Origin of the sequence: Burkholderia sp. 567, assembly GCF_040545115.1 — a bacterium.
In the GTDB taxonomy this organism is placed as follows: domain Bacteria; phylum Pseudomonadota; class Gammaproteobacteria; order Burkholderiales; family Burkholderiaceae; genus Burkholderia; species Burkholderia ambifaria.
The window spans coordinates 172,779-198,663 of sequence record NZ_JBEPLG010000011.1 but is presented as its reverse complement, the minus strand read 5'-3'; the positions used below and the strand labels follow the sequence as shown (position 1 = coordinate 198,663).

The window sequence follows — 25,885 nt, the reverse complement described above, 5'->3', positions numbered from 1 at the left end:
GAATGCGCATGGAGATCGTCCGCTGCGCCGCGACACCACTCAGCGCGACATCATGTTCATGCTGACGTTGTGCATCACCCACAGCGTGCCGACGATCAGGATCGCCGCGGTCAGCACGGTATAGCTGAACGCCATCACGTTCCAGCGCTGGCCGGACGAGCCGTTCATGTGCAGGAAGTACACGAGGTGCACGACGATCTGCACGAACGCGAGCGCGGCCAGCGCGATCAGCGATGCATGCGGCGACAGCACGCCGCCCATCACGAGGCCGAACGACGCGGCCGTGAGCAGCACCGACAGGATGAACCCGGCGACATAGCCGCCGACGCTGCCGTGCCCTTCTTCGAGTTGAGACGAATGCGAATGGGCCATTTAGATCACGCTCGCGAGATAGACAAAGGAAAACACGCAGATCCACACGATGTCGAGGAAGTGCCAGAAGAGGCTCAGGCACGTCAGGCGCCGCAGGTCGCGGTCGGTCAGGTCACCGCCGCGCAATACGATCTGCGCCGCGAGCACGATCATCCACAGCAGGCCGGCCGTCACGTGCAGCCCGTGCGTGCCCACCAGCGTGAAGAACGCGGAGAGGAATGCGCTGCGCTGCGGGCCTGCGCCGTCCGCGATCAGGTGCGAGAACTCGCGCAGTTCCATCGCGAGGAAGGCCGCGCCGAGCACGAACGTCACCGCGAGCCACGCGAGCAGCGCGCCGCGCCGCTGCTTGTACGCGGCCAGCATCGCGAAGCCGTAGGTGATGCTCGACAGCAGCAGCGCGGCGGTTTCGACCGCGACGCCCGGAATGTCGAACAGGTCCTTCGCGGTCGGACCTCCCGCGTACTGGTTGCCGAGCACCGCGAACGTCGCGAACAGCGCCGCGAAGATCACGCAGTCGGTCATCAGGTACAGCCAGAAGCCGAACACCGAGTGCGACGGCGGATGGTCGTCGTGCTCGAGCAGGGTTGCGCTCAAGGTTTTCTGCAACATCAGTTGGCCTCCAGTTCCACGTCGTCGACACGCGTGGCCACGCGCGCCGCCGGTTGCTTCTCTTCGATCTTGCGCACTTTCGACGCCGGGATGTAATAGCCGTCGTTGTCACGCGAGCTGTAGATCACGAGCGTCGCGATGATGCCGACCAGTCCGCCGATCGCCATCCACCAGATGTGCCATACCAGCGCGAAGCCGAGCACCAGGCTGAAGACCGCGATGACGAGACCCGCACACGTGTTCGACGGCATGTGGATGTCGCGAATCGTCGCCGGGTTCGGCCGGCCGTCGCCGCGTGCCTTCATGTCGGCGTACGCGTCCAGCGTGCGCACGTGCGGAAGCACCGCGAAGTTGTAGTCGGCCGGCGGCGACGACGTCGCCCATTCCAGCGTGCGGCCGCCCCACGGATCGCCCGTCGTGTCGCGATACGCGGGCAAGTTGCGGTTGCGGATGCTGACGACCAGTTGCAGCAGCTGGCATGCGATGCCGATCGCGATCAGCACCGCGCCGAACGCGGCGACCAGCAGCCACGGATGCCACGCCGGGTTGTCGTAGTGGTTCAGGCGACGCGTCATGCCCATGAAGCCGAGCACGTAGAGCGGCACGAACGCGACGTAGAAGCCGACCTGCCAGAACCAGAACGCGGCCTTGCCGAGCTTCTCGTTCAGCTTGAAGCCGAACGCCTTCGGGAACCAATAGTTGAAGCCCGCGAGATAACCGAACAGCACGCCGCCGATGATCACGTTGTGGAAGTGCGCGATCAGGAACAGGCTGTTGTGCAGCACGAAGTCCGCGCCCGGGATCGCCATCATCACGCCGGTCATGCCGCCGAGCGTGAACGTGACCATGAAGCCGATCGTCCACAGCACGGGCGTCGTGAATTCGATCCGGCCGCGGTACATCGTGAACAGCCAGTTGAATACCTTCACGCCGGTCGGGATCGCGATGATCATCGTCATGATGCCGAAGAACGCGTTCACGTTCGCACCAGACCCCATCGTGAAGAAGTGATGCAGCCACACGAGGAACGACAGCACCATGATCGCGCAGGTCGCGTACACCATCGTCTTGTAGCCGAACAGCGGCTTCTTCGAGAACGTCGCGATGACTTCCGAGAAGATGCCGAACGCCGGCAGGATCAGGATGTACACCTCCGGATGGCCCCACGCCCAGATCAGGTTCAGGTACAGCATCGCGTTGCCGCCGGCTTCGTTCGTGAAGAAGTGCATGCCGAGGTAACGGTCCAGGCCGAGCAGCGCGAGCGTCGCGGTCAGGATCGGGAACGACGCCATGATCAGCACGTTCGTGCAGAGGGCCGTCCACGTGAACACCGGCATCTTCATCAGCGTCATGCCGGGCGCGCGCATCTTGATGATCGTCACGAAGAAGTTCACGCCGGTCAGCAGCGTGCCGACGCCCGAGATCTGCAGCGCCCACAGGTAGTAGTCGACCCCTACCCCCGGGCTGTACTGCAGCTCCGACAGCGGCGGATACGCGAGCCAGCCCGTCTGCGCGAACTCGCCGATCACGAGCGACACGTTGATCAGGATCGCGCTGACCGCCGTCATCCAGAACGACAGCGAGTTGATGAACGGGAATGCGACGTCGCGCGCGCCGATCTGCAGCGGCACGATCAGGTTCATCAGGCCGACCATGAACACCATCGCCATGAAGAAGATCATGATCACGCCGTGTGCCGTGAAGATCTGGTCATAGTGGTGCGGCGGCAGGTAGCCGGGCGCGTTGTACGCGAGCGCGAGCTGCATGCGCATCATGATCGCGTCGGCAAAGCCGCGCAGCAGCATGATCAGCGCGACGATGATGTACATCACGCCGAGTTTCTTGTGGTCGACCGTCGTCAGCCATTCCGTCCACAGCCACTTCCAGCGGCCGGTGATCGTCAGCGCGGCGAGGATGCCCAGCACGACCAGCCCCATGAAGGCGCCGGCCACCATGATGATGGGCTGATCGAACGGGATCGCCGATAGTGTGAGTTTTCCGAACATGCGTTACCCCTTCGTGCCGCAGGCGGCGTCCTTCAGGTCGAGAACGTGGCCATCGTTGTACTTCGCGATGATGTTGTGGAAGAGCCGCGGATCGACCGACGAGAAGTAGCGCACGGGCGCCTTCTCGCTCGGCTGCGCGACGGTGCCGTACACGGTCGCGTCGAGCCGCTCGGGCGAGGCCTTCACCTTCTGCACCCATGCGTCGAACTGCTCGCGCGGCTCGGCGAGCGTGCGGAACTTCATGTCGGAGAAGCCGCGGCCGCTGAAGTTGGCGGACGTGCCCGCGTAGTCGCCGGCTTCGTCGGCGATCAGGTGCAGGCGCGTCTGCATGCCGGCCATCGCGTAGACCTGGCCGCCGAGCTGCGGAATGAAGAACGAGTTCATCACCGAATCCGACGTGATGCGGAAGTTCACCGGCGTGCCGACCGGAATCGCGAGCTGGTTCACCGACGCGATGCCGAGTTCCGGATAGATGAACAGCCACTTCCAGTCGAGCGCGACGACCTCGACGTCGATCGGCTTCACCGACGACTCGAGCGGCTTGTACGGATCGAGCTCGTGCGTGGTTTTCCACGTGAGCACGCCGAGGAACAGGATGATCAGCGTCGGCACCGTCCAGATCACGACCTCGATCGCGGTCGAGTGCGACCAGTTCGGCGCGTAGGTGGCGTTGCGGTTCGATGCGCGGTAACGCCACGCGAACCACAGCGTGAGCAGGATCACCGGCACGACGACGACCAGCATCGCCCATGTCGAAGTCGCGATCAGCGCCTTTTCGGCGGCGCCGACGCTACCTTTCGGATTTAGTACATCTAAATTACAACCTGACAGGCTCAGCGCCGCGCCGATCGATATCAGCGCCGTCCAGCCTTTTGAAGCTCTTCTTTTCATCACACAGCCCGAGGGTCATTGAATCCGTTGCGTATGCCCGATGCGCATTCGATCCACGAAAGTGGCCGAATCATACGTCGCGCGAGTGCGATGAAAAACCGGTGGATGCGGCAAATCATCATTGCAGAATCTGTTGTGAGACAGATTGTCGCGGGGCAATTTCACGCAGCCGGAAGCCGGCCGAAGACCGGGTGACAACGTTCGAGCGTTCGCGCCCGCACAGATGGATGCGCGCACAACAACCGCATCGTCGTGCGATGCAGCCGTCGTGCGCGATGTCACGCGATTCAGCCGTGCGCCGATGCCATGAACGCCGGCTGCGCCGGTGCGACGCCGTCCCCGGCCGGCAGCTTCGAACGGCTGGCGTCTTCGATCAGCCGTGCGACGGTCGGATCGATCGCGTCGGTGAACGGCTTCGGATCGACGCCGACCATCAGCACAATCAGTGCGAGCGATGCGAACATCACGATCTCGCGGCGGCTCAAGTCGGCGAGCTTCGCGATGCGCGGGCTGGCGATCTTGCCGAACACGACGCGCTTGACCATCCACAGCGTGTACGACGCGCTGAGAATCAGCGTGAGCGCCGCGATTGCGCCGATCCAGAAGTTGACGCGGATCGCGCCCATGATGACCATGAACTCGCCGACGAAACCCGACGTGCCCGGCAGGCCGACGTTGGCCATCGCGAACAGCAGCGCGAACGTCGCGAAGCGCGGCATCACGCCCGCCACGCCGCCGTATGCGCCGATCTCGCGCTGCTTCGTGCGGTCGACCAGCACGCTCACGCAGAGCAGCATCGCGCCCGCGACGAAGCCGTACGACACGAGCTGCACGATCGCGCCTTCGACGCCGATCTGGTTGAACAGGAACAGCCCGAGCGTGACGATCCCCATGTGCGCGACCGTCGAATACGCGAGCAGCTTGCCGAGGTCGGTCTGAGCGAGCGCGATCAGGCTCGCGTAGACGATCGCGAACAGCGACAACGCGATCACGGCCGGCGCGAAGAAGTGGCTCGCGTCCGGCGTGATCGGCAGCGCGAAGCGCAGGAAGCCGTAACCGCCGAGCTTGAGCATCGCGAGCATCAGCGCGGCGCCCGTCGGGCCGTCCGTGTAGACGTCGCGCAGCCACGTATGCACCGGCCACATCGGCACCTTGACCGCGAACGCGGCGAAGAAGCCGAGAAACACCAGCAATTGCGGCGCGAAGCCAAGCTGCAGCGTGCGCCATGCGTTCATGTCGAACGTGTGCGACTTCGCGAACAGGTACAGCATCGCCATCAACAGCAGCAGCGAACCCGCGAAGGAGATGAAGAAGAATTTCACGGCCGCGTAGACGCGATGCTCCCTGCCCCACGTGCCAATCAGCAGGTACAGCGGAATCAGCGTGGCCTCGAAGAAGATGAAGAACAGCAGGCCGTCCTGCGCGACGAACACGCCGACCATCAGCCCCGACAGGATCAGGAACGACGCGTAGTACTGCGCGACGCGCACCGTGATCGATTCCCACGACGCGATCACGACGACGAGCGTCGTGAAGGCGGTCAGCACGACGAGCCACAGCGACGCGCCGTCGATCCCGACGCGCCAGCCGGCGTTGAAGGCCGCGAGCCAGTCGCGGGTTTCGGCGAACTGCATCGCGGCCGAGTGCGAATCGAAACCGGTGACGAGCGGCACGACGGCGGCCAGCCCCGCGAGTGCGCCGACGAGCGCGATCAGTCTCGTGCGATGCGGATGATGGTCGGAGCCGGCACGCAGCAGGCACGCGCCGAACAGGATCGGAACCCAGATCGCCAGGCTCAGAAAGGGGAAATCATGCATGTCAACAGGCCTTGAGAGGGTCGCGCGCTGTAGTGGGAACAGACGTGACGATGGGAACGAAATCAAATCGACAGCTAGATTTCGTGGATCGCCAATGTTGGCAAAATGTAAAGCGGAATCAGGGCAAAGCTTGATGCCGCTCAAACGCTATCGGGTTAACCAGCATAAGGCGGTTAATTATTTTTTGCAGCGCAACAGAGCTTTGTTTTGCGTTCTGCAGGTAGGCCTTTGATTTTTATGAGTAATTTTTTGTAGTGCGGAGCAGTGTCGATCGCACCGAGCGGTGCGATGCCGCATTTTTTTCGGAAGCGCTGCGAGTCGGTGCGCAACGACAGAATGTGGGGAGCGATGGATGAGAGCGACTCGATCCTTACAGGGTCACTTTCATTTTTATTTCAATGAGCGCCGGTCGCAATGATTCGCGACCTCGGAGGTCGCCGCGTCGGCGAACCGATCAACAGGGGTCGATCCGAAAGGATGGTCAGTACGGAATGCCCAAACGGCACGCTCGAAAAGGCGGCCGAAAAAGAAAAAGCCCCGCAAGTCCGAGAACTTGCGGGGCTTTGTCACCGCTTTTGGCGGAGACGGAGGGATTCGAACCCTCGATCCAGGTTTTGGCCCAGATGCTCCCTTAGCAGGGGAGTGCCTTCGACCTCTCGGCCACGTCTCCCAAACTTTCGCTCGCACCAGGGAGGCAGTGCGACGAGAACGAAATAATATAGGGTTTCGAACCGCTCGTCAATTTCCGTGATGCATTTTCTTCAATGCATCACAAATAATTCACGCCGCCTGCTCGAGTTCGAATGCCTTGTGCAGCGCGCGGACGGCCAGCTCCATGTACTTCTCGTCGATCAGCACCGAAATCTTGATTTCGGACGTCGAGATCATCTGGATGTTGATGCCCTCTTCCGACAGCGTGCGGAACATCTTGCTCGCGACGCCCACGTGCGAACGCATGCCGACGCCGACCACCGACACCTTCGACACCTTGGGGTCGCCCTGCACGCGCTCGGCGCTCACATGGCCCTTCACCTGGTTGGTGAGGATGTCCATCGCCTTCTGGTAGTCGCCGCGACCGACCGTGAACGTGAAGTCGGTCTTGCCCTCGACGCTCTGGTTCTGGATGATCATGTCGACGTCGACGTTCGCGTCGGCGACCGGGCCGAGGATCTGATACGCGATGCCCGGCTTGTCGGGCACGCCCATCACCGCAATGCGTGCTTCGTCGCGCTGGAACGCGATGCCGGAAATGACTGCCTTTTCCATGGTCTCGTCTTCTTCAAAAGTAATCAGGGTGCCCGAGCGCATTTCTTCGTCGAGCGCAATCAGCGGATCGGTCAGGCTCGACAGCACGCGCGTCTTCACCTGGTATTTGCCGGCGAATTCGACCGAGCGGATCTGCAGGACCTTCGAGCCGAGGCTGGCCATTTCCAGCATTTCCTCGAACGTCACGCGGTCGAGGCGTCGCGCCTCTTCGACCACGCGCGGGTCGGTCGTGTAGACGCCGTCGACGTCCGTGTAGATCAGACACTCTTCGGCATCCAGCGCGGCCGCGACCGCCACCGCCGACGTGTCCGAGCCGCCGCGGCCCAGCGTCGTGATGTGGCCGTCCGGATCAACGCCCTGGAAACCCGTAATGATCACGACCTTGCCGGCGTTCAGATCGGCCTTCACCCGCTCGTCGTCGATCGAGTGGATACGCGCCTTCGTGTACGCGTTGTCCGTCTTGATCGGCACTTGCCAGCCGGCGTAGCTCACGGCTTCGACGCCGATTTCCTGCAGCGCGATCGACAGCAGGCCGACGCTGACCTGCTCGCCGGTCGACGCGATCATGTCGAGCTCACGCGGGCTCGGCTGGCTCGAAATCTCTTTCGCGAGACCGAGCAGACGGTTGGTTTCGCCGGACATCGCGGACGGCACGACCACCATCTGGTGCCCGGCCTGATGCCATTTTGCGACGCGTTTCGCGACGTTCTTGATGCGCTCGACCGAGCCCATCGAAGTGCCGCCGTATTTGTGTACGATGAGTGCCATTGTCGTTCTGAACTGGAGGAGAAGCCGCACGGGCGCGCTGGGCAGGCCGCGTTGCCGTTCGGTCACGCGGCTTGTGGCTGTGGACGGACGACGAGGGGGACGGCTGGGACGCAACACGCAAGCGTGACGATTTTGCCCGGAAGGCCGATCAGGCCGCGCAAACCGGGTACGTCACGCGGAAAACCTGCACAAAACGCTCAAAAATCGAGCCGAGCAAACGTCCGAGCGTACCCGATAGAGGCCCGCTTGACAAGCCGCCCGCCCGTTTGGCAGGCGTTCCGGCGCTGTTTACCAAATGGTGAAAACCGGCGCGCGATCGCGCAGCCGCAAGCACGCCGCCGCTACGCGATCAGCAAGTCGGGACGCCATTCGATCCGGCGCCACCCACCGTTGCCGGAGAGCGCTTCGCCGGCCAGCCCGTCGCCATGATTCACGCCGAGCCGCGGCACGTAGACGAGCCGGTCGCCCGCGAACAGCAGCGGCACGTCGCGCTGCCACGCCGGCACGCCGCGCTCCTGGAACAGGTTCTTCAGCGTGCGTCCCGGGCCGCCGGGCGACGTACGCAGCCGCTCGCCGCCCGCCCGGGCGCGCACGACGAGCGTCGCACCGCGCAGCAAGGCCTCCGGCACCGCCCCGTCGCTGCCGGCCTCGGCCGGCGCGAACACGAACGTGCCGCGCCACGCCGGCACGTGCCAGACTTCCTGTCCGTCCCATGCGAGCGAGGATTCGGGACGCGGCATCCCGGTGCCATCGTCGGCCGGGTCGGCACTGTCGCCGGCCTCCCAGTACACGACATCGCGATAGAGTCGCAGGCACTGCCCCGCGTGATCGACCCGCAGCGCATGCGCGTCGTGCGCATCGCGCAGTTGCCGCATCATGTTCGCGAGCCGGCCAGCCGACGCACCGGGCAAGCCGAGCCGCCGCATCCAGAAACGCAGCAGGTTCGCGCCGCGCGTGTCGTCGAACGCAACCAGCGCATCGCGCGACAGCGCGCGGCCGTCGTCGCGCGCGGCGCCGGCGAAATCCAGTTCGGCCAGGTCGTCGAGCAGCCGCTGCGCGGCGGCCGCATGCTGGGCCGCACGGCCCAGCGCATCGCGAAAGCCCGGGAAATGCATGGCGAGCGGGGGCAGCACGTCGATGCGCAACGCATTGCGCGCGTAGCGCGTGTCGGCGTTCGATTCGTCGTCGATCCACGCGAGCTCACGCTGCGCCGCGTAGCGCTCCAGTTGGGCACGCAACAATCGCAGGAACGGCCGCACGCGCTCGACGCTCGCGCCGTCGGGACGATAGCGCGGCGCCATCGCGGCCAGGCCCGCGATCCCCGCGCCGCGCAACAGTTGCAGCAGCACGGTCTCGGCCTGGTCGTCCGCGTGCTGCGCGACCCAGAGCGCCGCCACGCCGTGACGCTCGCACATCGCATCGAGCGCCGCATAGCGACGCTCGCGGGCGCTCGCCTCGATGCCGAGGCCACTGTCGCGCGGCACGTCGACACGCTCCGATTCGAACGTGACACCGAGCCGCCCGGCCGTCGCTTGTGCATGCGCGACCCACGCGTCGGCGTTCGGGCTCAGGCCGTGATGCACGTGCAGCGCGACGCAGCGCGACGCGCCGGCCACGCGCACGGCCGCATCGAGCAGCACGGTCGAGTCGAGGCCGCCGCTGTACGCGATCGCGATACGCGCATCGGCCGGCAGATCGGCAAGCGCAGCGCCGACCGCATCGAGTACGACGCGGTCGGCGAAGAGTTCGGTCGGGGGGATCACGAGACGGACGCGCGCCGGACGGCGCGCGATGTGAACACGCCGGTCATGCGCCGGGCGTGGTTTCCTTGAACTTGCCGTAGGCCATCAGGCGTTCGAAGCGGCGCTCGCGCAGCGCATCGATGCTCATGCCCTGGAACTGGCGCAGCGAATCGGCAAGCGCGCGGCGCAACAGCGCGGCCATACCCTTCGGATCGCGGTGCGCGCCGCCGAGCGGCTCGTTGATGATCTTGTCGATCAGGCCGAGCGCCTTCAGGCGATGGGCGGTCAGGCCCAGTGCTTCCGCGGCTTCGGGCGCCTTCGCGGCACTCTTCCACAGGATCGACGCGCAGCCTTCCGGCGAGATCACCGAGTAGGTCGAGAACTGCAGCATCATCACGGTGTCGGCCACGGCGATCGCGAGCGCACCGCCCGAACCGCCCTCGCCGATCACGGTCGTGATGATCGGCGTCTTCAGTTCGGCCATCACGTACAGATTGCGGCCGATCGCTTCCGACTGGCCGCGCTCTTCCGCGCCGATGCCCGGATAGGCGCCCGGCGTATCGACGAACGTGAAGATCGGCAGCCCGAACTTCTCGGCGAGGCGCATCAGGCGCTCGGCCTTGCGATAGCCTTCCGGACGCGGCATCCCGAAGTTACGCGCCGCGCGCTCCTTCGTGTCGCGGCCCTTCTGGTGGCCGATCACCATGCACGGATGGCCGCCGAAGCGCGCGAGACCGCCGACGATCGACAGGTCGTCCGCGAATGCGCGGTCGCCATGCAGTTCGTGAAAATCGGTAAACAGTTCCGCAACGTAATCGAGCGTGTACGGGCGCTGCGGATGACGCGCGATCTGCGAGACCTGCCACGGCGACAGGTTCGCGTAGAGGTCCTTCGTCAGTTGCTGGCTCTTCTTCGACAGCCGCTCGATTTCTTCCGAAATATCGACAGCCGAGTCGTCCTGCACGAATCGCAACTCCTCGATCTTGGCCTCGAGTTCGGCGATCGGCTGTTCGAAATCCAGAAACGTGGTCTTCATGTGTTCGAATCCTTGGGTCTTGCGGCAGCGCGTATTCTACCCGCGCGGGCGATGTGCAAAACCGGCTCTCAACTATTGATGTTTAAAACCCGATAGCCATCAATCGGCGTCGGGCGCGTCGAGGCTGCGCCACATGTACCAGGTCGCGACGGTACGCCACGGCTCCCAGTTGGCGGCCACCTCGCGCGCCTCGCTGCGCGTGACGGGCTCCCCGCTGAAGTAATTGACGCTGATCGCGCGGATCAGGCCCGGATCGTCGAGCGGCAGCACGTCCGGCCGCGACAGGTTGAAGATCAGGAACATCTCGGCCGTCCAGCGACTGATGCCGCGGATCTGCGTGAGTTCCGCGATCACATCCTCGTCGTCCATCGACGTCCATTTGTCGACGTGCAGCGCGCCGGACACGAAGTGCTGCGCGAGATCGAGAATGTATTCCGTCTTGCGCTTCGACAGCCCGCATGCGATCAGCTTGTCCGCGCCGAGCCGGATGACCGGCTGCGGCGCGAGTTTCGGACATGCATCTTCAATGCGCGCCCACAGCGCCTGCGCGGACGGCACCGAGATCTGCTGGCCGACGACCGAACGCGCGAGCGTGACGAACGGGTCGCCGCGCTTCACGAGATGCGCGGGACCGAACTTCGGGATCAGTTTCTTCAGGATGCGGTCGCGCTTGACGAGATCGGCGCACGCCTTGTCCCAGTAGGCAGGACGCACGACGCCATCGGCGCCGTCGGCTGCCGCCTCGGATGCACGCACCTTGCGCGCCGCGTCGCCGGCCGCCATCGCGGCCTCCGGCTGCGCAGCGTCCGCGCCCTTCGTGCGCGCGGGCCTCGCATGACCGTTGAGCGCGCCGTTCGGCACGGCGCGCGTCGCGTCCGTCTTCGCCGCCGGCGCGCGCCTGGCTGCCGGACGCGCGGCGACCGGGGTCGCGCGCCTGACCGGCGCTTTTCTTGCCGTTGCCATCTTGCCTCCTACCTGACGGATCGGTCAGTGGAACGCGCCGCGCTCATACGCGACGCCATTCGGTCGATCCGCCCGGTTTGTCTTCAAGAGCGATGCCGGCGTCGAGCAGTTCCGCCCGAATCCGGTCCGCTTCGGCATAGTCCTTCGCTTGTTTCGCCGCGACACGCGCGGCGATCTTCGCTTCGATCTCGTCGGCTGCGAGCCCGCCGGCCTGCGCGGCACCGGTGGCCTGCTGCAGGAACGCGCGCGGTTCGCGGCCGAGCAGGCCCAGCAGGCCCGCCAGTTGTTTCAGCTGCCGCGCGAGCGACGCATCGCGCGTGCGGTTGATCTCGCCCGCCAGCTCGAACAGCGTCGCCACCGCGACCGGCGTGTTGATGTCGTCGTTCATCGCGGCCGCGAAACGCTGCGCGTGCGGCTCGTTCCAGTCGAGCGCGAGCGCGTCGGGCTCGACATCCTTCAGCGCCGTGTACAGGCGCGTGAGCGACGCGCGCGCATCGTCGAGATGCACGTCGCTGTAATTGAGCGGCGACCGGTAGTGCGTGCGCACGATGAAGAAGCGCATGACCTCGGCGTCGTACCGCTCGAGCACTTCGCGGATCGTGAAGAAGTTGCCGAGCGATTTCGACATCTTCTCGTTGTCGACCTGCACGAAGCCGTTGTGCATCCAGTAATTGACGAACGTCTGGCCAGTCGCGCCTTCGCTCTGTGCGATTTCGTTCTCGTGGTGCGGGAATTGCAGATCCTGCCCGCCGCCGTGGATGTCGAAATGCTCGCCGAGCAGCGTGCAGCCCATCGCGGAGCACTCGATGTGCCAGCCCGGCCGGCCCATCCCGTACTTCGATGCCCACGTCGCGCCTGGCGGATCGTCCGCCTTCGCGCGCTTCCACAACACGAAATCGAGCGGATCTTCCTTCGCGTCGTTCGCGGCGACGCGCTCGCCCGCGCGCAGGTCGTCGAGCGACTTGCCCGAGAGCTTCCCGTAGTTCGCGAACTTGCGCACCGAATAATTGACGTCGCCGTCGGCCGCCTGGTACGCGTAGCCGTTCGTCTCGAGCTTCTCGATCATCCCGAGCATCTGCGGAATGAACTGCGTCGCGCGCGGCTCGAGGTCGGGCCGCTGGATGCCGAGCGCGGCTTCATCCTCGTGCATCGCGCCGATGAACCGGTCGGTCAGCGACTTGATCGTCTCGCCGTTCTCGACTGCGCGGCGGATGATCTTGTCCTCGATGTCGGTGATGTTGCGCACGTACGTGACCCGATAGCCGATCGCACGCAGCCAGCGCTGGACGAGGTCGAACACGACCAGCATGCGCGCGTGGCCCACGTGACAATAGTCGTAGACGGTGATCCCGCATACGTACATCCGCACTTCGCCGGACTGGCGCGGCACGAAGACTTGCTTGTCACGCGCGAGCGTGTTGTAGATGCGCAGTGATTCCATAGAGATGAACCGTGAGCCGAAGGAAACCGCCCTGGCGAAGCTCGCCCAGCATGCGAAACGGGAGCACCACCTGCTGCGGCACGACGCCGGGTGTCCTCGGTATCACATGGGGCGGTCAGGCTGCAAGCACAGCGGTGACGGCCACGAGAGGCAAAGAAAGACTGTCTACGGCTCGCCGGAACGCGCAGACGTTTTGTTAGAATGGCTCGGAGTATAACATTCCGATTTACGCCTATGAAACCTCATCGCGGCCGCGCGCCGAGCGCTGCGACCCTCGTTGCGACCGCCGTCATGGGCGTCGCACTGACGCTTTTCGCGGCCCCCGCGGCACATGCGCAGAAGGCCCCGGCCACCGCCGACGGCACGCCCGAAATCGACGCGTCGATCACCGGCAAGCAGTGGAAGCAGGCGCTCGCGCAACTCGACGCGCGCATCGCGGCGAATCCGCACGACGTGCAGGCGCAGTTCAAGCGCGGCACCGTGCTCGCCCGCCTGAACCGCGACGACGACGCGATCCAGCAGTTCGTCGCGATCACGCAGGCCTACCCCGAACTGCCCGAGCCGTACAACAACCTCGCGGCGCTCTACGCGAAGCACGGCCGCTACGACGAAGCGCGCAGCGCGCTCGTCACCGCGACGCAATCGAATCCGAGCTACTCGCTTGCATACGAGAACCTCGGCGATCTCTACCTGCGCCTCGCGGCCGAATCGTACAAGCGTGCGCAATCGCTCGGCCGCACGAGCGGCGCGACCGCGCAGCGCCTCGCCGATCTGCAGAAGATCGTGTCGCCGCCGAAGGCCGCGCCGAACGCCCGCGCGGAGAAGCCCGCCACGCGCGAGTACACCGATCGCGCCGCCGCGAACGTGAGCACCACCACGCTGCCGATGTCGCCGACGTTCCAGTTCAGCGGTCCGTCGGGCGCACTGGCGGCGCCGTACGTCGCGCCGTCGAAATAAGCGGCGCGGCCTTCTTTCCCTCCCAACCTGAGGATCGCAATGAAACGTCTGTTGCTGGCGCTTGGCGGCGCCGCCCTTCTCGCGACCGCGCCTGCTTTCGCGCAATCGGCTACCACGCACCCCGTCGTGCAGCTGAAGACCTCGCAGGGCGACATCCGCGTCGAGCTCTACCCGGAGAAGGCGCCGAAGACGGTCGCCAACTTCCTCGATTACGTGAAGGCCGGCCAGTACAACGGCACGATCTTCCATCGCGTGATCAAGGGCTTCATGATCCAGGGCGGCGGCTACAAGACCAACTTCGAGGAGAAGCCGACCCGCGCGCCGATCCCGCTGGAAAGCCGCAATGGTCTGAAGAACCTGACGGGCACGATCGCGATGGCGCGTACCAGCGATCCGAACTCGGCCACCGCGCAGTTCTTCATCAACACGGTCGACAACAGCGGCCTCGACTACCCGAACCCGGACGGCAACGGCTATGCGGTGTTCGGCAAGGTCGTGTCCGGCCTCGACGTCGTGAAGAAGATCGAAGGCGTGGCGACGACCTCGCGCGGCCCGATGCAGGATGTGCCGGCCCAGCCGATCCTGATCGAATCGGCCAGCATCGTCTCGAAATAAGCACTTGCCGGCACGTCCGGCGCCACACGCGGCCGCGTCCCACGACCGGCCGCGTGCCATTTAAACCGCCTTACCGAAGGAATTCATCATGGTTGAACTGCACACGAACCACGGCGTGATCAAGCTCGAACTGGACGCCGCGAAGGCACCGAAGACGGTCGAGAACTTCCTCAACTACGTGAAGAAGGGCCACTATGACGGTACGGTGTTCCACCGCGTGATCAACGGCTTCATGATTCAAGGCGGCGGCTTCGAGCCGGGCCTGAAGCAGAAGCCGACCGACGCGCCGATCGACAACGAAGCGAACAACGGCCTGAAGAACGACAACTACACGGTCGCGATGGCGCGCACGAACGATCCGCACTCGGCCACCGCACAATTCTTCATCAACGTGAACGACAACGACTTCCTGAACCACTCGTCGCCGACGCCGCAGGGCTGGGGCTACGCGGTGTTCGGCAAGGTCGTCGAAGGTCAGGACGTGGTCGACAAGATCAAGGGCGTCAAGACGGGCAACGCGGGCTTCCACCAGGACGTGCCGACCGACGACGTCGTAATCGAAAAGGCCGTGGTGGTCTGACGCACGGTTGTTACGGAGGCACTTCGATGTTGCAGGAGAGTCCGCCGCGAAGCGTCTCCGCGGGCGTGCCGGGCGAGCGCGAATACGCGCAAGCCGCACGCCCGTTCCTGTTTCTGTCCGATCTGCACCTGAGCGAGGCGATTCCGAAGACGGTCGCCGCGTTCGAGCATTTCGTGAAATACACGGCCGACAGCGCCGACTCGGTGTTCATCCTCGGCGACCTGTTCGAATACTGGATCGGCGACGACGTGCTCGACGACGATCCGTTTGCGGCACGCATGGCCGCGCTGATGCATACGTTCTCGGAGCGCGGCATCGCGCTCTACGTGATGCACGGCAATCGCGATTTCCTGCTCGGCCGGCGCTTTATGAAGGCGGCCGGCGCGATGCTGCTGCCCGACCCGGCGCTGATCATGGCGTTTGGCCAGCGCATCGTGCTCGCGCACGGCGACGCGCAATGCACCGCCGATCGCGGCTATCAGGTGTTCCGGCGGTTCGCTCGCAATCGCGTCGCGCAGGCGCTGTTTCTCGTATGGCCGTTCCGTTGGCGCCGTGCGCTCGCCGAGCGGATGCGCTCGAACAGCGAAGCGGGCCGGATGCGCCCCGTTTCGGCGATCTACGATGTCACGCGTGAAGGCGTGGCCGCGCTGTTCAAGAAGAGCCGCGCGAGCGTAATCATTCACGGCCACACGCATCGCCCCGCGCGCCACCTCGAACCGGGCGGGATTCGCTGGGTACTGCCCGACTGGGATCTCGACCACGGCCCGCGGCGCGGCGGCTATCTGCGCGTCGACGCCGAAGGCATCCACGCGATGCCGCTCGACTGACGCGATTGGTACGATCGGCGCGAGTGTCGCCGCCGGCAGCCGCCGGCACACGCCGCGTTACGACTGGCGCTCGACCGCCTTGCCTTCCAGCACCGCCGACAGCCTGCGCAAATCGAGACGCGCCGCGTCCGCGCCCTGCAGCGTTTCCAGATGCGTGCCGAGTTGCTCGAGCGCCGCGACGATCTCGTCGACGCGCCGGCTTTCCTTCGCCGCGTGATCGATCAGCCCGTGAATCGCGAGCGACATCGGGTCGTCCGCGTTCGGCGTGATCCCGTATGCGCAGAACGCGGCGCGCTCGGGCTGCGGCTTCGGTTGCGCCGGCATCACGATGCGCGCCGGATTGCCGACCGCGGTGCCGCCTGCCGGCACCGGCTTCACGACGACCGCGTTCGAACCGATCTTCGCACCCGCGCCGACCGTGAAACCGCCGAGCACCTTCGCGCCCGCGCCGACGATCACGCCGGCCTCGAGCGTCGGATGGCGCTTTGCGCCGCGCGTGAGCGACGTGCCGCCGAGCGTCACGCCCTGATAGATCGTGCAGTCGTCGCCGATGATCGCGGTTTCGCCGATCACCACACCCATCCCGTGATCGATGAACACGCGCCGGCCGATCGTCGCGCCCGGGTGAATCTCGATCCCCGTCAGGAAGCGCCCGGCCTGCGACGCGAAGCGTGCGAGCCAGTAGCGTTTCGCGCGCCAGCACGCATGGGCGAACCGATGCAGCACGAGCGCGTGCAGCCCCGGATAACAGGTCAGCACTTCCCAGGCACTGCGAGCGGCGGGATCCCGCTCGCGAATCGTCGCAACGTCTTCGCGCAGTCTAGTGAACATGATCTGGTCTGGGCTGGGGAAAAGGCCGGGCGTTATCGCGCCGGGTCATTTGCTTATGATGTCCGGCGATTGTAGGGCCAGTCGGGTAAGGCCGCACAACGTCGCGCGTTCACCCCGCCGCCGGCGCGGGTATTTACGCGGGGCGCGTGTTGTCGCCGAGCGACACGACCCGCCGGTGGATTCGCGCGGGCCGGGACGCAGGTCGGGCGGACGGCCAACGCAGCGCGGCCTTTTTCAGACGCAACGCAGCCACCGAACGCCTGAGCGACCGGCCGCCGGCGTACCGGCCGTTTACGCGTCGCCGGCAGGCGTCCCGGACTTCAGCAGGATGTGCTTCGCGATGCCGCGCAGGATGTTGACTTCCTCGCGCTCGAGGCCCGTGCGCGCGAACAGGCGCCGCAGCCGCGGCATCAGCTTCTTCGGATTGCGCGGGTCGAGGAAATCCAGTGCGACCAGCGCGTTCTCGAGGTGCGCGTACATCCGCTCGATCTCGTCGCTCTGCGCGAGCGTGCCGACTTCGGCCTGCGCGTGGCGCAGCTCGCTCCCCCGCTCCAGGAACGCGACGCGCAGCTCGTACGCGAGCACCTGTATGGCCTGCGCGAGATTCAGCGAGCTGTAGGCCGGATTCGCCGGGATGTGCGCGAGCGCGCTGCATTGCTCGACGTGCTCGTTCGCGAGGCCCGTGCGCTCGTTGCCGAACACGAGCGCGATGTCGCCGGCGCCGACCTGCATGCACGCCTGCTCGGCGGCCGCGCGCGGCGCCAGCCGCGGCGGCCCGTATTCGCGCGTGCGGGCGGTCAGCGCGATCGACCAGTGGACGCCGGACAGCGCGTCGCCGAGCGAGGGCACGACATGCGCGGACGCCAGGACGTCGTCGGCGCCGCTCGCCATCGCGATCGCCTCGGGGTCGTCCTGCACGTTCGGCACGCGCGGCGCGACCAGCACGAGCCTGGAGAAACCCATCGTCTTCAACGCGCGGGCGGCCGCCCCGACATTGCCGGGATGGCTCGGCTCGACGAGCACGAAACGGGTGGACGTGAAGCCGCCGGACGGCGGCGGGGACGAGGCCGCGCCGGATTCGGACGGCGCGGCGGGGTTCAGCGGAGTTTCCACTACATGTGACTCGGTTCATCGGAATGGCCGTATGGTAGCGCCATCGCCCCGCCAAACCCACCCGTCCGGACGGCCAGTGGGGTTTCCCCGCATCCCGGTCACCTGAAACGCTCGAAAATCGGGTAAAATCATGCGCTTACGCGTCGCATCCCGTGCGACGCGGGTCGTACCCCGCTCTTTGTCAATTCGCGTCTCATCTCGCCCGGCACGTTTTGCGCCGTTCCAGGCGGTGTGTTCCACTTCGTGGCGGCCCGTGCCGCCGGCTACAGGATCCAGCTCATGCATCCCATGCTCAATATTGCTGTCAAGGCTGCGCGCCGCGCCGGACAGATCATCAATCGCGCCTCCCTCGACCTCGACCTGATCGAGATCCGCAAGAAGCAGCAGAACGACTTCGTCACCGAAGTGGACAAGGCCGCCGAAGAGGCGATCATCGAGACGCTGAAGACCGCCTACCCCGACCACGCGATCCTCGCGGAAGAATCGGGCGAATCCGAGAACGAATCCGAATTCAAGTGGATCATCGATCCGCTCGACGGCACGACCAACTTCATCCACGGCTTCCCGTACTACTGCGTGTCGATCGCGCTCGAGCACAAGGGCGTCGTCACGCAGGCCGTCGTCTACGATCCGAACAAGAACGACCTGTTCACGGCAACCCGCGGCCGCGGCGCGTACCTGAACGACCGCCGCATCCGCGTCGGCCGTCGCGACCGCCTGGCGGACGCGCTGGTCGGCACCGGCTTCCCGTTCCGCGAGAAGGACGGCCTCGACGCCTACGCGCGCCTGTTCACCGAAATGACCCAGGCCTGCACGGGCCTGCGTCGTCCGGGCGCGGCCGCGCTCGATCTCGCGAACGTCGCGGCCGGCCGTCTCGACGCATTCTTCGAGCAAGGCATCAACGTGTGGGACATGGCGGCAGGCAGCCTGCTGATCACCGAAGCCGGCGGCCTCGTCGGCAACTACACGGGCGACGCCGACTTCCTGCATCGCCATGAGATCGTCGCGGCGAACCCGAAGATCTATGCGCAAATGATCCCGATCCTGAACCGCTACAGCCGCGTGCATCCGGCAGCGGAATAAGCCCGGGCCGCGCCCGCGCGGCACGGCTAGCGCATCACCACGCGCTGGCAGCGTCATGATGGAGCGCTCGTTGCCTTTCCGTTGTCCGGGGAGCGAAGTAATCTTCTTCACGGAGCGGACGCTTCGAGCGGCCGTCCCGACCTTGCCCGAGTGGCCCGGTGTACCGCCGCGCGTGCCGCGCTTTCCGATGCCGGATGATCGGCTTCGGGAATGCCCGGCAGCGCACGCCGCCGCCGGCGCGCCGGCCCCCGCCTGTCTCAACACCGCCACGACTGCGTGGCGACCGTATCCGAATACTCATGTTACGGCTAAGCGAACTGAAACTCCCGCTCGATCACCCCGAGAGCGCCCTCGAAGCCGCGATTCGCGCGCGCCTCGAGGAGCTTGGCGTGGCGGCTGACGGGCTCCTCCGTTACACGGTGTTCCGCCGTGCGCACGATGCGCGCAAGCGCTCCGACATCAAGCTCACGTATATCGTCGATGTCGAGGTCAAGGACGAAGCGTCCGTGCTTCCGCGCCTCGCCGCCACGCCGCATTGCGGCGTGACGCCCGACATGGCGTACCACTTCGTCGCGAAGGCGCCCGAGCACGGCAACTTCCTGCGCCCCGTCGTCATCGGCATGGGGCCGTGCGGCCTGTTTGCCGGCCTGATCCTCGCGCAGATGGGGTTCCGTCCGATCATCCTCGAGCGCGGCAAGGCCGTGCGCGAGCGTACCAAGGACACCTTTGGCCTGTGGCGCAAGAGCGTCCTCAATCCCGAGTCCAACGTGCAGTTCGGCGAAGGCGGGGCCGGGACGTTCTCCGACGGCAAGCTGTACAGCCAGATCAAGGATCCGCACCACTACGGCCGCAAGGTGCTCGACGAATTCGTCAAGGCCGGCGCGCCGGAGGACATCCTTTATCTGAGCCGGCCGCACATCGGCACGTTCCGCCTCGTCAGCATGGTGGAAAAGATGCGCGCGACCATCCATGAACTGGGCGGCGAAGTGCGCTTCGAAAGCCGGGTCGAGGATATCGAGATCGATCAGGGCAAGGTGCGCTCGCTGAAGCTGTCGAACGGCGAAACGCTGCGCTGCGACCACGTCGTGCTGGCCGTGGGCCACAGCGCGCGCGACACGTTCCAGATGCTGCACGATCGCGGCGTCTACGTCGAAGCGAAGCCGTTCTCGCTGGGCTTCCGGATCGAGCATCCGCAGGGGCTGATCGATCGCAGCCGCTTCGGCAAGTTCGCGGGCCACAAGCAACTCGGCGCGGCCGACTACAAGGTGGTCCACCACTGCAGCAACGGCCGCGCGGTCTACAGCTTCTGCATGTGCCCGGGCGGCACGGTGGTCGCGGCGACTTCCGAGCCGGGCCGCGTGGTCACCAACGGCATGAGTCAGTATTCGCGCGCCGAGCGCAACGCGAACGCGGGCATCGTCGTCGGCATCACGCCGGAAGACTATCCGGGCGGCCCGCTCGCGGGCATCGCGTTCCAGCGCAAGTGGGAAGAGCGCGCGTTCGAACTCGGCGGCGGCGATTACAGCGCGCCGGGCCAGCTGGTCGGCGACTTCATCGCGGGCCGGCCGTCGACGTCGCTGGGCTCCGTGGTGCCGTCGTACAAGCCTGGTGTGCGCCCGACCGATCTCAGCACCGCGCTGCCCGACTACGTGATCGAAGCCATTCGTGAAGCGCTGCCGCAGATCGACAAGAAGATCGCCGGCTTCGCGATGCACGATGCGGTGCTCACCGGCGTGGAGACGCGCACGTCGTCGCCGATCCGGATCCGTCGCAAGGACGATTACCAGAGCGTGAACGTCGAAGGGCTGTATCCGGCCGGCGAAGGCGCGGGGTATGCGGGTGGCATCTACTCGGCGGCGATCGACGGGATCGAAGTCGCGCAGGCGGTGGCGCTCGATCTGGTGTCGGGGCGCGGGTCCTGATTGGTTGGGGAGACTCGGCGCAGGCGGGTCGCGTGCGCCGGGTTAAGCCGGCTTTTCAAATCCGGTCCGGGAAGCGGATCGAATCGTTGGGTTGGGTCGGCGGCTACCGATGGCGATCTTCGGCTACTGGCTGAACGGGGAACGTCGCGCTTGTTCGCTGAGCGCAAGCCTACGCCAAGACCTACGCTGCCCGTTGGGAGATCGGCCGTTACCGACCCTTCTCTCTCGTTCCACTCAGGCCGCCGTAGCGACCGCTATCGTGTGTAAAGCGGCCTCTGCCTGCCCGCGCGGGCGGCTTTTGCGCTCATGCAATGAGCGTGGCCCATCATTCGTCCACGCATCATCCAGAAGTTGCTCGGGGCGAACAGCGTATGTAATTGCTGCGTGTTCTTCATCGGCCGCGATAGCGCACCTTCAGATGCCACCGTGCGCGGCGATGAACATGGCGACGGCCGACCGGCAATAGGACTCGATTTCGTTGTCGTCAGTTGCCCGCCCCTCATCGAAGCGTGCGATAAGCAGCAGATCGCATCCTTTGAAGAGCGCGCCAAACAAGCGGGCGGACTGGAGAGCATCGGGCACGTTCAGCATCCCTTTAGCGTGCAACTGACGCAACACGGCCTCGATGTGGGCGATGACATGGGCCGGCCCGGCTTCGTAATGGAGCTTGCTTAACGCCTTTTGATTCGTCTTGTCGGCCAAAACCATGGCTTCGACACTGCGGACGTCCGGGCTCAACAGCGTGCGAAGCAGCGAGGCCCCGACCGCCACCAGCTGATCTTCGGCCGAACCGTCAACGCCTTCAGAAAGGGCCTGCGGTGCAAATTGATCGCAGCGCGCCACCATGGCCGCGCTGAACAGCGCCTCCTTGTTCTCGAAGTGCCGATAGATGCTCAGCTTGGATATCTTCGCCCGCTGCGCGACCTTGTCCATGGTCGTCGCTTGAAAACCCAATTCCACAAAGAGTTCGCAGGCCGCGTCGACGATCGTTTGGCGAAGCGCCTCGTTGGCGGGCCGGCCACGCCGGCCCTGGCTATTTTCGGTCACGATATTTTCGGTCACGACAATTCCAGTACTTGACAGTATTCAAATTGACGCATTACGATACCATTCAGTATCGAAATGTGCAAGCCAAGGGCAGGTTTCACCCGGTTGTCCAGATCCGGTTTCCCCGGGCCGCCCGGCGATATCGAGCGGCATTGTCGGGCCGGTCAATACACCATGGGCAACTTTCTCGCCAATGCCGAAGCCCAGCTCGCTGACCGTCTGAAGCGCGTATCGCCGGACGATATTGCACACCGCGCGCAGCCCGCCTCCATCCACAATACGGAGTCCTCACCATGAACGACGTCATCATCATCGGCGGCAGCTTTGCCGGCCTGGCCGCCGCCCTGCAGCTCGGCCGCGCCCGCCGCAAGGTCACCGTTCTCGATACCGGCCGGCCGCGCAACCGCTTTGCCGGCCACTCGCATGGCCTGCTCGGCCACGATCACAAGCCGCCGCTGGACATCCTGGTCGAGGCGCGCCAGCAGCTGGCGCGCTATCCAACAATCAGGCTGGTCGATGCCCGGGCGGAGAGCGTCTCTGGCGCCATCGACGATTTCTGCGTCGTCACCGACGATAACGAAAGCCTTAGGGCGCGCCGCCTGATCCTGAGCTATGGCGTCGCCGACCAGATGCCTGATGTTCCGGGCTTTGCCGAAAGCTGGGGCACGTCCATCGTGCCCTGCCCCTATTGCGACGGCTTTGAAGTCGCCGGCCAGCATTGGGGCCTCGTCTGGTCCAGCCCGCAGTCGTACCAGTCTGCCAAGTTGTTCCGCGATTGGACTGACAAGTTGACTGTCTTCCCCGATGGGCATGACATTGCGCCCGATATCCAGGCCGAGCTGGCGCGCCGCAACATACCTCTCGTCGATGGCCGGATCATCGAGGTCGCCCACCGGAAAGGCCATATCACCACCGTCAATCTCGATACCGGTCGCAACGTGGCGGTCGACGTCCTGTTCGCCAATCCGCGCAACAAGCCGTCGGCAAGCCTGCATGAATCACTGGGCCTCGCCACGGTGGATACGCCCACCGGCATCGTTCTCAAGGTTGACGAGCGCCGCCAAACCAGCATGCCCGGCATCTACGCCGCTGGCGACCTCGCCACGCCCTTCTTGCCATCGGTTACCCAGGCATCCTCGCAGGGCGCGATGGCGGGCATCTTCGCCCAGCAGTCGATGGTGGTTTGAGAGCACAGATTCCCTTCTCTTGTTGCGTCGCCGCCTTCGAAAAGGTTGGCGTAGATCGACGCGGTGGATCGTCGAGTCAAGGAGATGACATGGCAAAGCAACGTGCGGATCAGGTGGGTGACTGGAATGGTCAAAGCGGCGAGCGCTGGGTCGCCAACCAGGCCCGGCTCGACGCTCTGGTGGCGGTGTTCGGCCAGGCCGCGATAGAAGCCGCCGCGCCCGCGACGGGCGAGCGCGTGCTAGACATCGGCTGCGGCGCGGGCGCGTCGACTCTGGCTCTGGCAGCCCGCGTCGGCGCGGGGGGCCAAGTGCTGGGCGTGGACATATCCGAACCGCTGATCGACCGAGCGCGCGCGCTTGCGCGACACGATACGCCGGCCCTGTTCGAGGTGGCCGACGCCAGTAGCGCAGAGCTGCCCGAGGGCGCGTTCGATATCCTGTTCTCGCGTTTCGGCGTGATGTTCTTCGACGATCCGACAACGGCGTTCGCCCATATGCGACGCGCACTCCGGCCGGGCGGCCGGGTCGCCTTCGTCTGCTGGCGCGGTGCGGCTGAGAACGATTGGATGCGCCTGCCGGTGGGCGCGCTCAAGGGCATCCTCCCGCCGAGTGCGCTGCCCGATCCCGAAGCGCCCGGCCCGTTTTCGTTCGGCGACCGGGAGCGCGTGGCACGCATCCTGACGGCGGCCGGCTTTACCGATATCGCTATCTCGCCCTTCGACGCGGCCGTCCGATTCGGCGAGGGCGAAACGCGGGACGCTGCGATCGACGACGCAGTGAAGATGACGCTTGAGGTCGGCCCGCTGTCGCGTGCGCTCGCTGATCAGCCCGACGACATCCGCGCCCGCGCCTCGGCCGCGGTTCGTGCCGCCTTCGCGGGCCTCCCCGGCGACCGGTCGGTGATGATCAACGGCGCGGCGTGGATCGTCATGGCACGCAATCCGGCAAGCTGACAGGTTACGTCGACCAATATGTCAGAACCGGCAACTCCTCGTGTCTGGGGAGGGGCTACCTTGAGCGCCGAACGGCCGGAACGCGGCGCTGATTGGCCATTGAGGGCGAAAAGAGCAGTGGCTCTTGATGGCCGCGCCCTGACGCTGACGCATGTGACGGTCGCGAGTCCCCGTTGTCCATGCGCAGCCGCCCAATCATGAAGCGTAGCCACACCCGGAGTCGACCCGGTGGGTTCAGAAAGTCAGCGGATAAGCTATCCGAAAACCCGAGCCCATACTACCCGGAGGCGTCGCGCGCGGTCTTCGAAGAGATATGAGGCCGCCAGCGTCAACAGACCTGAAATTGCACCCGTCACGATGTGCTCGACATAGGGGATACGGTAGTGACTCGTGTGCGAGTAGGCGTCGCCCAACGTTGTCAGGACGCCAACGATCAGCGCATTGCCGTATCGATGCCCATAGAGTTTCGCCGCGGGCGTGAACGTCAAAAGCACCGCCAGGAGTCCCGTAAGCAGACCCGTATGAAATGCAATAGTCCAGTGGGCAACGCTCGCGATATTGCCCCAGCTCCCCGGCATGCAGGTCATGCACGCACTGGTTGGCTGCCAGAAACGCTGGATAAACAGTCCGACGCGGTGCTTCCACTCGATTGACATGATGCATTCCCATCAATGCCGTCGCCACGGCCTACGCCCCGCACTCGCCTTCGGTCAGCAGCACCCTGCCCTCACACGCCTTTCGGCAGGCGTACCGCGAATATCGTTTCGGTCTGATCGGACCGTGCGTCAATACTGCCGTGGTGTGCCTTTGCGATTTCGCTGGCGATGAACAAGCCAAGCCCCAAGCCAACATCGTCACTGGGCACGTCTGGTTGATGCGCTCCGCGCTGAAGCGGGTCGAAGATGCGGTCCAGCGTGCACCGATCCATGGCCGGCCCACTGTTCCTGATCTCGATGAGCACTTCCGCATCAGCCGATGCTGCCATCACCCATACCGGTGTCTCGGGCGTTCCGTACTTGACGGCGTTGCCCACGAGATTGCTCAGCAACCGCTGCATTCGCTGATCGTCCCAGTCCCCTCGGAGATCGCCGCTTACATCGAGATTGATCTCGCGATCGGGATGAGCCACCTGCAATTCATCGACCACATTGGCGAGCACACGGGCGAGATCGATATTGCGTGGAACGACGTTGATACCTACGCCGAGCTGGGTCCGGTTGTAATCGCAGAGATCGTCAAGGAGACCCTGCATGCGGCTGCCGCTTCTGATCAGCCGGGCGGCAGCGTCCGATACCGCCTCCCCCGCATTGAGCGCGGCAAGATAGGAGGCTGTGACGTGAATGGTCTGCAGCGGCGTCCGCATGTCATGACCCAGCATACCGAGCAACAAGTTGCGAGACTGCTCGACTTGTTCGGCGAAGAAAGCAAGTGATTCCGCCAGCGCCTGATCTATCGCTTCATTGAAGCGAATCATGTCGTCCAGATCAGGCGGGCTCGGCTTGCACTCGTCGATCCATAAGCGCAGCACACTGGCACGCAGCGCCCGATACTCGGCCGCCAACTGGTTGATGTTGAAGCCCCGCCGGGCGCGCAGAACGGCATGCGTCTGCGCGGCCGTCTCCGTGGCCTTCACCGGCTGGGGCGCGCGCCCCAACGATTTGTCATGTTGCTCTTCCCTTGTTTGCGGGGTCGTTATGTCCTTCGCTACGGCCTCCAGGATCTGGCGCGCGTGGTCCCGCAGCGCGAGCGAGTCCATGCTCCTGGCGGCTGGTAGCAGTGTGGCGGCAAACGCTTCCCACTGCACCAGGATCGGCTCTATGTTCCTAACAATGAAATCAGCTAGACGCATGTCGCCCCTC

At 65.1% G+C, this 25,885-nt stretch carries 23 protein-coding genes, 1 tRNA gene and 1 pseudogene; 9 read left to right on the top strand and 16 right to left on the bottom strand.

Features of this window, described 5'->3' with window-relative positions; genetic code table 11:
- Positions 1-39: 39 nt before the first annotated feature.
- The 7 genes from cyoD to ABIC50_RS28085 all read right to left on the bottom strand — a co-directional run bounded on the left by cyoD (position 40) and on the right by ABIC50_RS28085 (position 7,729).
- The gene (gene cyoD, locus ABIC50_RS28115; RefSeq protein ID WP_006759069.1) at positions 40-372 is read right to left on the bottom strand and encodes a cytochrome o ubiquinol oxidase subunit IV; all 333 of its coding nucleotides are present in this window, start codon (positions 370-372) and stop codon (positions 40-42) included.
- The gene (cyoC, locus tag ABIC50_RS28110) at positions 373-981 is read right to left on the bottom strand and encodes a cytochrome o ubiquinol oxidase subunit III (protein WP_175655510.1); all 609 of its coding nucleotides are present in this window, start codon (positions 979-981) and stop codon (positions 373-375) included. It lies immediately after the preceding gene.
- The gene (gene cyoB / locus ABIC50_RS28105; RefSeq protein WP_011657332.1) at positions 981-2,987 is read right to left on the bottom strand and encodes a cytochrome o ubiquinol oxidase subunit I; all 2,007 of its coding nucleotides are present in this window, start codon (positions 2,985-2,987) and stop codon (positions 981-983) included. Before cyoB ends, cyoC begins: the two co-directional genes overlap by 1 nt.
- Before the next feature lie 3 nt (positions 2,988-2,990).
- Positions 2,991-3,878: a ubiquinol oxidase subunit II gene (cyoA, locus tag ABIC50_RS28100; protein ID WP_011657333.1), complete on the bottom strand. Its 888-nt coding sequence runs from the start codon at positions 3,876-3,878 to the stop codon at positions 2,991-2,993.
- 287 nt (positions 3,879-4,165) lie between these two features.
- The gene (locus ABIC50_RS28095) at positions 4,166-5,695 is read right to left on the bottom strand and encodes a complex I subunit 4 family protein (protein ID WP_354168147.1); all 1,530 of its coding nucleotides are present in this window, start codon (positions 5,693-5,695) and stop codon (positions 4,166-4,168) included.
- A 576-nt stretch (positions 5,696-6,271) separates the two neighbouring features.
- A tRNA-Ser gene (locus ABIC50_RS28090) sits at positions 6,272-6,365 on the bottom strand.
- Positions 6,366-6,475: 110 nt separating this feature from the next.
- Positions 6,476-7,729, bottom strand: a complete 1,254-nt coding sequence (locus ABIC50_RS28085) for an aspartate kinase (RefSeq protein ID WP_006753708.1) — start codon at positions 7,727-7,729, stop codon at positions 6,476-6,478.
- Here ABIC50_RS28085 and ABIC50_RS34035 point away from each other — a divergent pair.
- Positions 7,712-7,948 (top strand): annotated as a pseudogene (locus ABIC50_RS34035) (hypothetical protein); the annotation flags it as partial. The gene ABIC50_RS28085 and the pseudogene ABIC50_RS34035 overlap by 18 nt on opposite strands.
- 122 nt (positions 7,949-8,070) lie before the next feature.
- On the opposite strand, the gene tilS reads toward ABIC50_RS34035, so the two are convergent.
- From tilS to cysS, 4 genes are all read right to left on the bottom strand, one after another.
- On the bottom strand, positions 8,071-9,492 hold the full coding sequence (gene tilS / locus ABIC50_RS28080; protein ID WP_354168145.1) for a tRNA lysidine(34) synthetase TilS: 1,422 nt from the start codon (positions 9,490-9,492) through the stop codon (positions 8,071-8,073).
- A 43-nt stretch (positions 9,493-9,535) separates the two neighbouring features.
- Entirely contained in the window at positions 9,536-10,507 is a 972-nt protein-coding gene (locus tag ABIC50_RS28075; RefSeq protein WP_006478433.1) for an acetyl-CoA carboxylase carboxyltransferase subunit alpha, read from the bottom strand.
- A 99-nt stretch (positions 10,508-10,606) separates the two neighbouring features.
- Entirely contained in the window at positions 10,607-11,470 is an 864-nt protein-coding gene (locus tag ABIC50_RS28070) for a DNA-3-methyladenine glycosylase family protein (RefSeq protein ID WP_354168143.1), read from the bottom strand.
- A gap of 43 nt (positions 11,471-11,513) precedes the next feature.
- Positions 11,514-12,911 carry a cysteine--tRNA ligase gene (cysS, locus tag ABIC50_RS28065; RefSeq protein WP_011657338.1) on the bottom strand — a complete coding sequence of 466 codons (1,398 nt, stop codon included), beginning with the start codon at positions 12,909-12,911 and terminating at the stop codon, positions 11,514-11,516.
- A gap of 234 nt (positions 12,912-13,145) precedes the next feature.
- On the opposite strand from cysS, the gene ABIC50_RS28060 reads away from it, so the two are divergent.
- The 4 genes from ABIC50_RS28060 (at position 13,146) to ABIC50_RS28045 (ending at position 15,890) form a co-directional block, all read left to right on the top strand.
- Positions 13,146-13,868 carry a tetratricopeptide repeat protein gene (locus ABIC50_RS28060; protein ID WP_041491212.1) on the top strand — a complete coding sequence of 241 codons (723 nt, stop codon included), beginning with the start codon at positions 13,146-13,148 and terminating at the stop codon, positions 13,866-13,868.
- A 39-nt stretch (positions 13,869-13,907) separates the two neighbouring features.
- Entirely contained in the window at positions 13,908-14,483 is a 576-nt protein-coding gene (locus tag ABIC50_RS28055; RefSeq protein ID WP_105834228.1) for a peptidylprolyl isomerase, read from the top strand.
- An 88-nt stretch (positions 14,484-14,571) separates the two neighbouring features.
- Positions 14,572-15,063, top strand: a complete 492-nt coding sequence (locus tag ABIC50_RS28050; RefSeq protein WP_006478428.1) for a peptidylprolyl isomerase — start codon at positions 14,572-14,574, stop codon at positions 15,061-15,063.
- A gap of 26 nt (positions 15,064-15,089) precedes the next feature.
- Positions 15,090-15,890: a UDP-2,3-diacylglucosamine diphosphatase gene (locus tag ABIC50_RS28045; protein ID WP_012364187.1), complete on the top strand. Its 801-nt coding sequence runs from the start codon at positions 15,090-15,092 to the stop codon at positions 15,888-15,890.
- Positions 15,891-15,947: 57 nt separating this feature from the next.
- Here ABIC50_RS28045 and cysE read toward each other — a convergent pair whose 3' ends face one another.
- A complete protein-coding gene (gene cysE, locus ABIC50_RS28040; protein WP_006751614.1) occupies positions 15,948-16,721 on the bottom strand; it encodes a serine O-acetyltransferase in 774 nt (257 codons plus the stop codon).
- A 291-nt stretch (positions 16,722-17,012) separates the two neighbouring features.
- Entirely contained in the window at positions 17,013-17,834 is an 822-nt protein-coding gene (locus tag ABIC50_RS28035; RefSeq protein WP_354168141.1) for an RNA methyltransferase, read from the bottom strand.
- Positions 17,835-18,113: 279 nt separating this feature from the next.
- Between ABIC50_RS28035 and ABIC50_RS28030 the strand changes: the two genes are divergently transcribed.
- Both ABIC50_RS28030 and ABIC50_RS28025 read left to right on the top strand, forming a co-directional pair.
- The gene (locus ABIC50_RS28030) at positions 18,114-18,917 is read left to right on the top strand and encodes an inositol monophosphatase family protein (protein ID WP_006751612.1); all 804 of its coding nucleotides are present in this window, start codon (positions 18,114-18,116) and stop codon (positions 18,915-18,917) included.
- 299 nt (positions 18,918-19,216) lie between these two features.
- Positions 19,217-20,839 carry an NAD(P)/FAD-dependent oxidoreductase gene (locus tag ABIC50_RS28025; protein WP_165751653.1) on the top strand — a complete coding sequence of 541 codons (1,623 nt, stop codon included), beginning with the start codon at positions 19,217-19,219 and terminating at the stop codon, positions 20,837-20,839.
- 414 nt (positions 20,840-21,253) lie between these two features.
- On the opposite strand, the gene ABIC50_RS28020 is transcribed toward ABIC50_RS28025, so the two are convergent.
- Positions 21,254-21,886 carry a TetR/AcrR family transcriptional regulator gene (locus ABIC50_RS28020; protein WP_354168189.1) on the bottom strand — a complete coding sequence of 211 codons (633 nt, stop codon included), beginning with the start codon at positions 21,884-21,886 and terminating at the stop codon, positions 21,254-21,256.
- A gap of 293 nt (positions 21,887-22,179) precedes the next feature.
- Between ABIC50_RS28020 and ABIC50_RS28015 the strand changes: the two genes are divergently transcribed.
- Complete coding sequence (locus ABIC50_RS28015; RefSeq protein WP_354168139.1) at positions 22,180-23,073, top strand: NAD(P)/FAD-dependent oxidoreductase; 894 nt, start codon at positions 22,180-22,182, stop codon at positions 23,071-23,073.
- A gap of 89 nt (positions 23,074-23,162) precedes the next feature.
- On the top strand, positions 23,163-24,026 hold the full coding sequence (locus ABIC50_RS28010) for a class I SAM-dependent methyltransferase (protein ID WP_354168137.1): 864 nt from the start codon (positions 23,163-23,165) through the stop codon (positions 24,024-24,026).
- A gap of 254 nt (positions 24,027-24,280) precedes the next feature.
- On the opposite strand, the gene ABIC50_RS28005 is transcribed toward ABIC50_RS28010, so the two are convergent.
- Both ABIC50_RS28005 and ABIC50_RS28000 read right to left on the bottom strand, forming a co-directional pair.
- The gene (locus ABIC50_RS28005) at positions 24,281-24,682 is read right to left on the bottom strand and encodes a hypothetical protein (protein WP_354168136.1); all 402 of its coding nucleotides are present in this window, start codon (positions 24,680-24,682) and stop codon (positions 24,281-24,283) included.
- A 71-nt stretch (positions 24,683-24,753) separates the two neighbouring features.
- The gene (locus ABIC50_RS28000) at positions 24,754-25,875 is read right to left on the bottom strand and encodes a sensor histidine kinase (RefSeq protein ID WP_165751655.1); all 1,122 of its coding nucleotides are present in this window, start codon (positions 25,873-25,875) and stop codon (positions 24,754-24,756) included.
- Between the last annotated feature and the right edge of the window lie 10 nt (positions 25,876-25,885).

Bases quoted from the DNA above. Each gene is read 5' to 3' on its own strand.
- cyoD (WP_006759069.1), bottom strand. From the start codon at position 372: ATGGCCCATTCGCATTCGTCTCAACTCGAAGAAGGGCACGGCAGCGTC.
- cyoC (WP_175655510.1), bottom strand. From the start codon at position 981: ATGTTGCAGAAAACCTTGAGCGCAACCCTGCTCGAGCACGACGACCAT.
- cyoB (WP_011657332.1), bottom strand. From the start codon at position 2,987: ATGTTCGGAAAACTCACACTATCGGCGATCCCGTTCGATCAGCCCATC.
- cyoA (WP_011657333.1), bottom strand. From the start codon at position 3,878: ATGAAAAGAAGAGCTTCAAAAGGCTGGACGGCGCTGATATCGATCGGC.
- ABIC50_RS28095 (WP_354168147.1), bottom strand. From the start codon at position 5,695: ATGCATGATTTCCCCTTTCTGAGCCTGGCGATCTGGGTTCCGATCCTG.
- ABIC50_RS28085 (WP_006753708.1), bottom strand. From the start codon at position 7,729: ATGGCACTCATCGTACACAAATACGGCGGCACTTCGATGGGCTCGGTC.
- ABIC50_RS28075 (WP_006478433.1), bottom strand. From the start codon at position 10,507: ATGAAGACCACGTTTCTGGATTTCGAACAGCCGATCGCCGAACTCGAG.
- ABIC50_RS28070 (WP_354168143.1), bottom strand. From the start codon at position 11,470: ATGGCAACGGCAAGAAAAGCGCCGGTCAGGCGCGCGACCCCGGTCGCC.
- cysS (WP_011657338.1), bottom strand. From the start codon at position 12,911: ATGGAATCACTGCGCATCTACAACACGCTCGCGCGTGACAAGCAAGTC.
- ABIC50_RS28060 (WP_041491212.1), top strand. From the start codon at position 13,146: ATGAAACCTCATCGCGGCCGCGCGCCGAGCGCTGCGACCCTCGTTGCG.
- ABIC50_RS28055 (WP_105834228.1), top strand. From the start codon at position 13,908: ATGAAACGTCTGTTGCTGGCGCTTGGCGGCGCCGCCCTTCTCGCGACC.
- ABIC50_RS28050 (WP_006478428.1), top strand. From the start codon at position 14,572: ATGGTTGAACTGCACACGAACCACGGCGTGATCAAGCTCGAACTGGAC.
- ABIC50_RS28045 (WP_012364187.1), top strand. From the start codon at position 15,090: ATGTTGCAGGAGAGTCCGCCGCGAAGCGTCTCCGCGGGCGTGCCGGGC.
- cysE (WP_006751614.1), bottom strand. From the start codon at position 16,721: ATGTTCACTAGACTGCGCGAAGACGTTGCGACGATTCGCGAGCGGGAT.
- ABIC50_RS28030 (WP_006751612.1), top strand. From the start codon at position 18,114: ATGCATCCCATGCTCAATATTGCTGTCAAGGCTGCGCGCCGCGCCGGA.
- ABIC50_RS28025 (WP_165751653.1), top strand. From the start codon at position 19,217: ATGTTACGGCTAAGCGAACTGAAACTCCCGCTCGATCACCCCGAGAGC.
- ABIC50_RS28015 (WP_354168139.1), top strand. From the start codon at position 22,180: ATGAACGACGTCATCATCATCGGCGGCAGCTTTGCCGGCCTGGCCGCC.
- ABIC50_RS28010 (WP_354168137.1), top strand. From the start codon at position 23,163: ATGGCAAAGCAACGTGCGGATCAGGTGGGTGACTGGAATGGTCAAAGC.
- ABIC50_RS28005 (WP_354168136.1), bottom strand. From the start codon at position 24,682: ATGTCAATCGAGTGGAAGCACCGCGTCGGACTGTTTATCCAGCGTTTC.
- ABIC50_RS28000 (WP_165751655.1), bottom strand. From the start codon at position 25,875: ATGCGTCTAGCTGATTTCATTGTTAGGAACATAGAGCCGATCCTGGTG.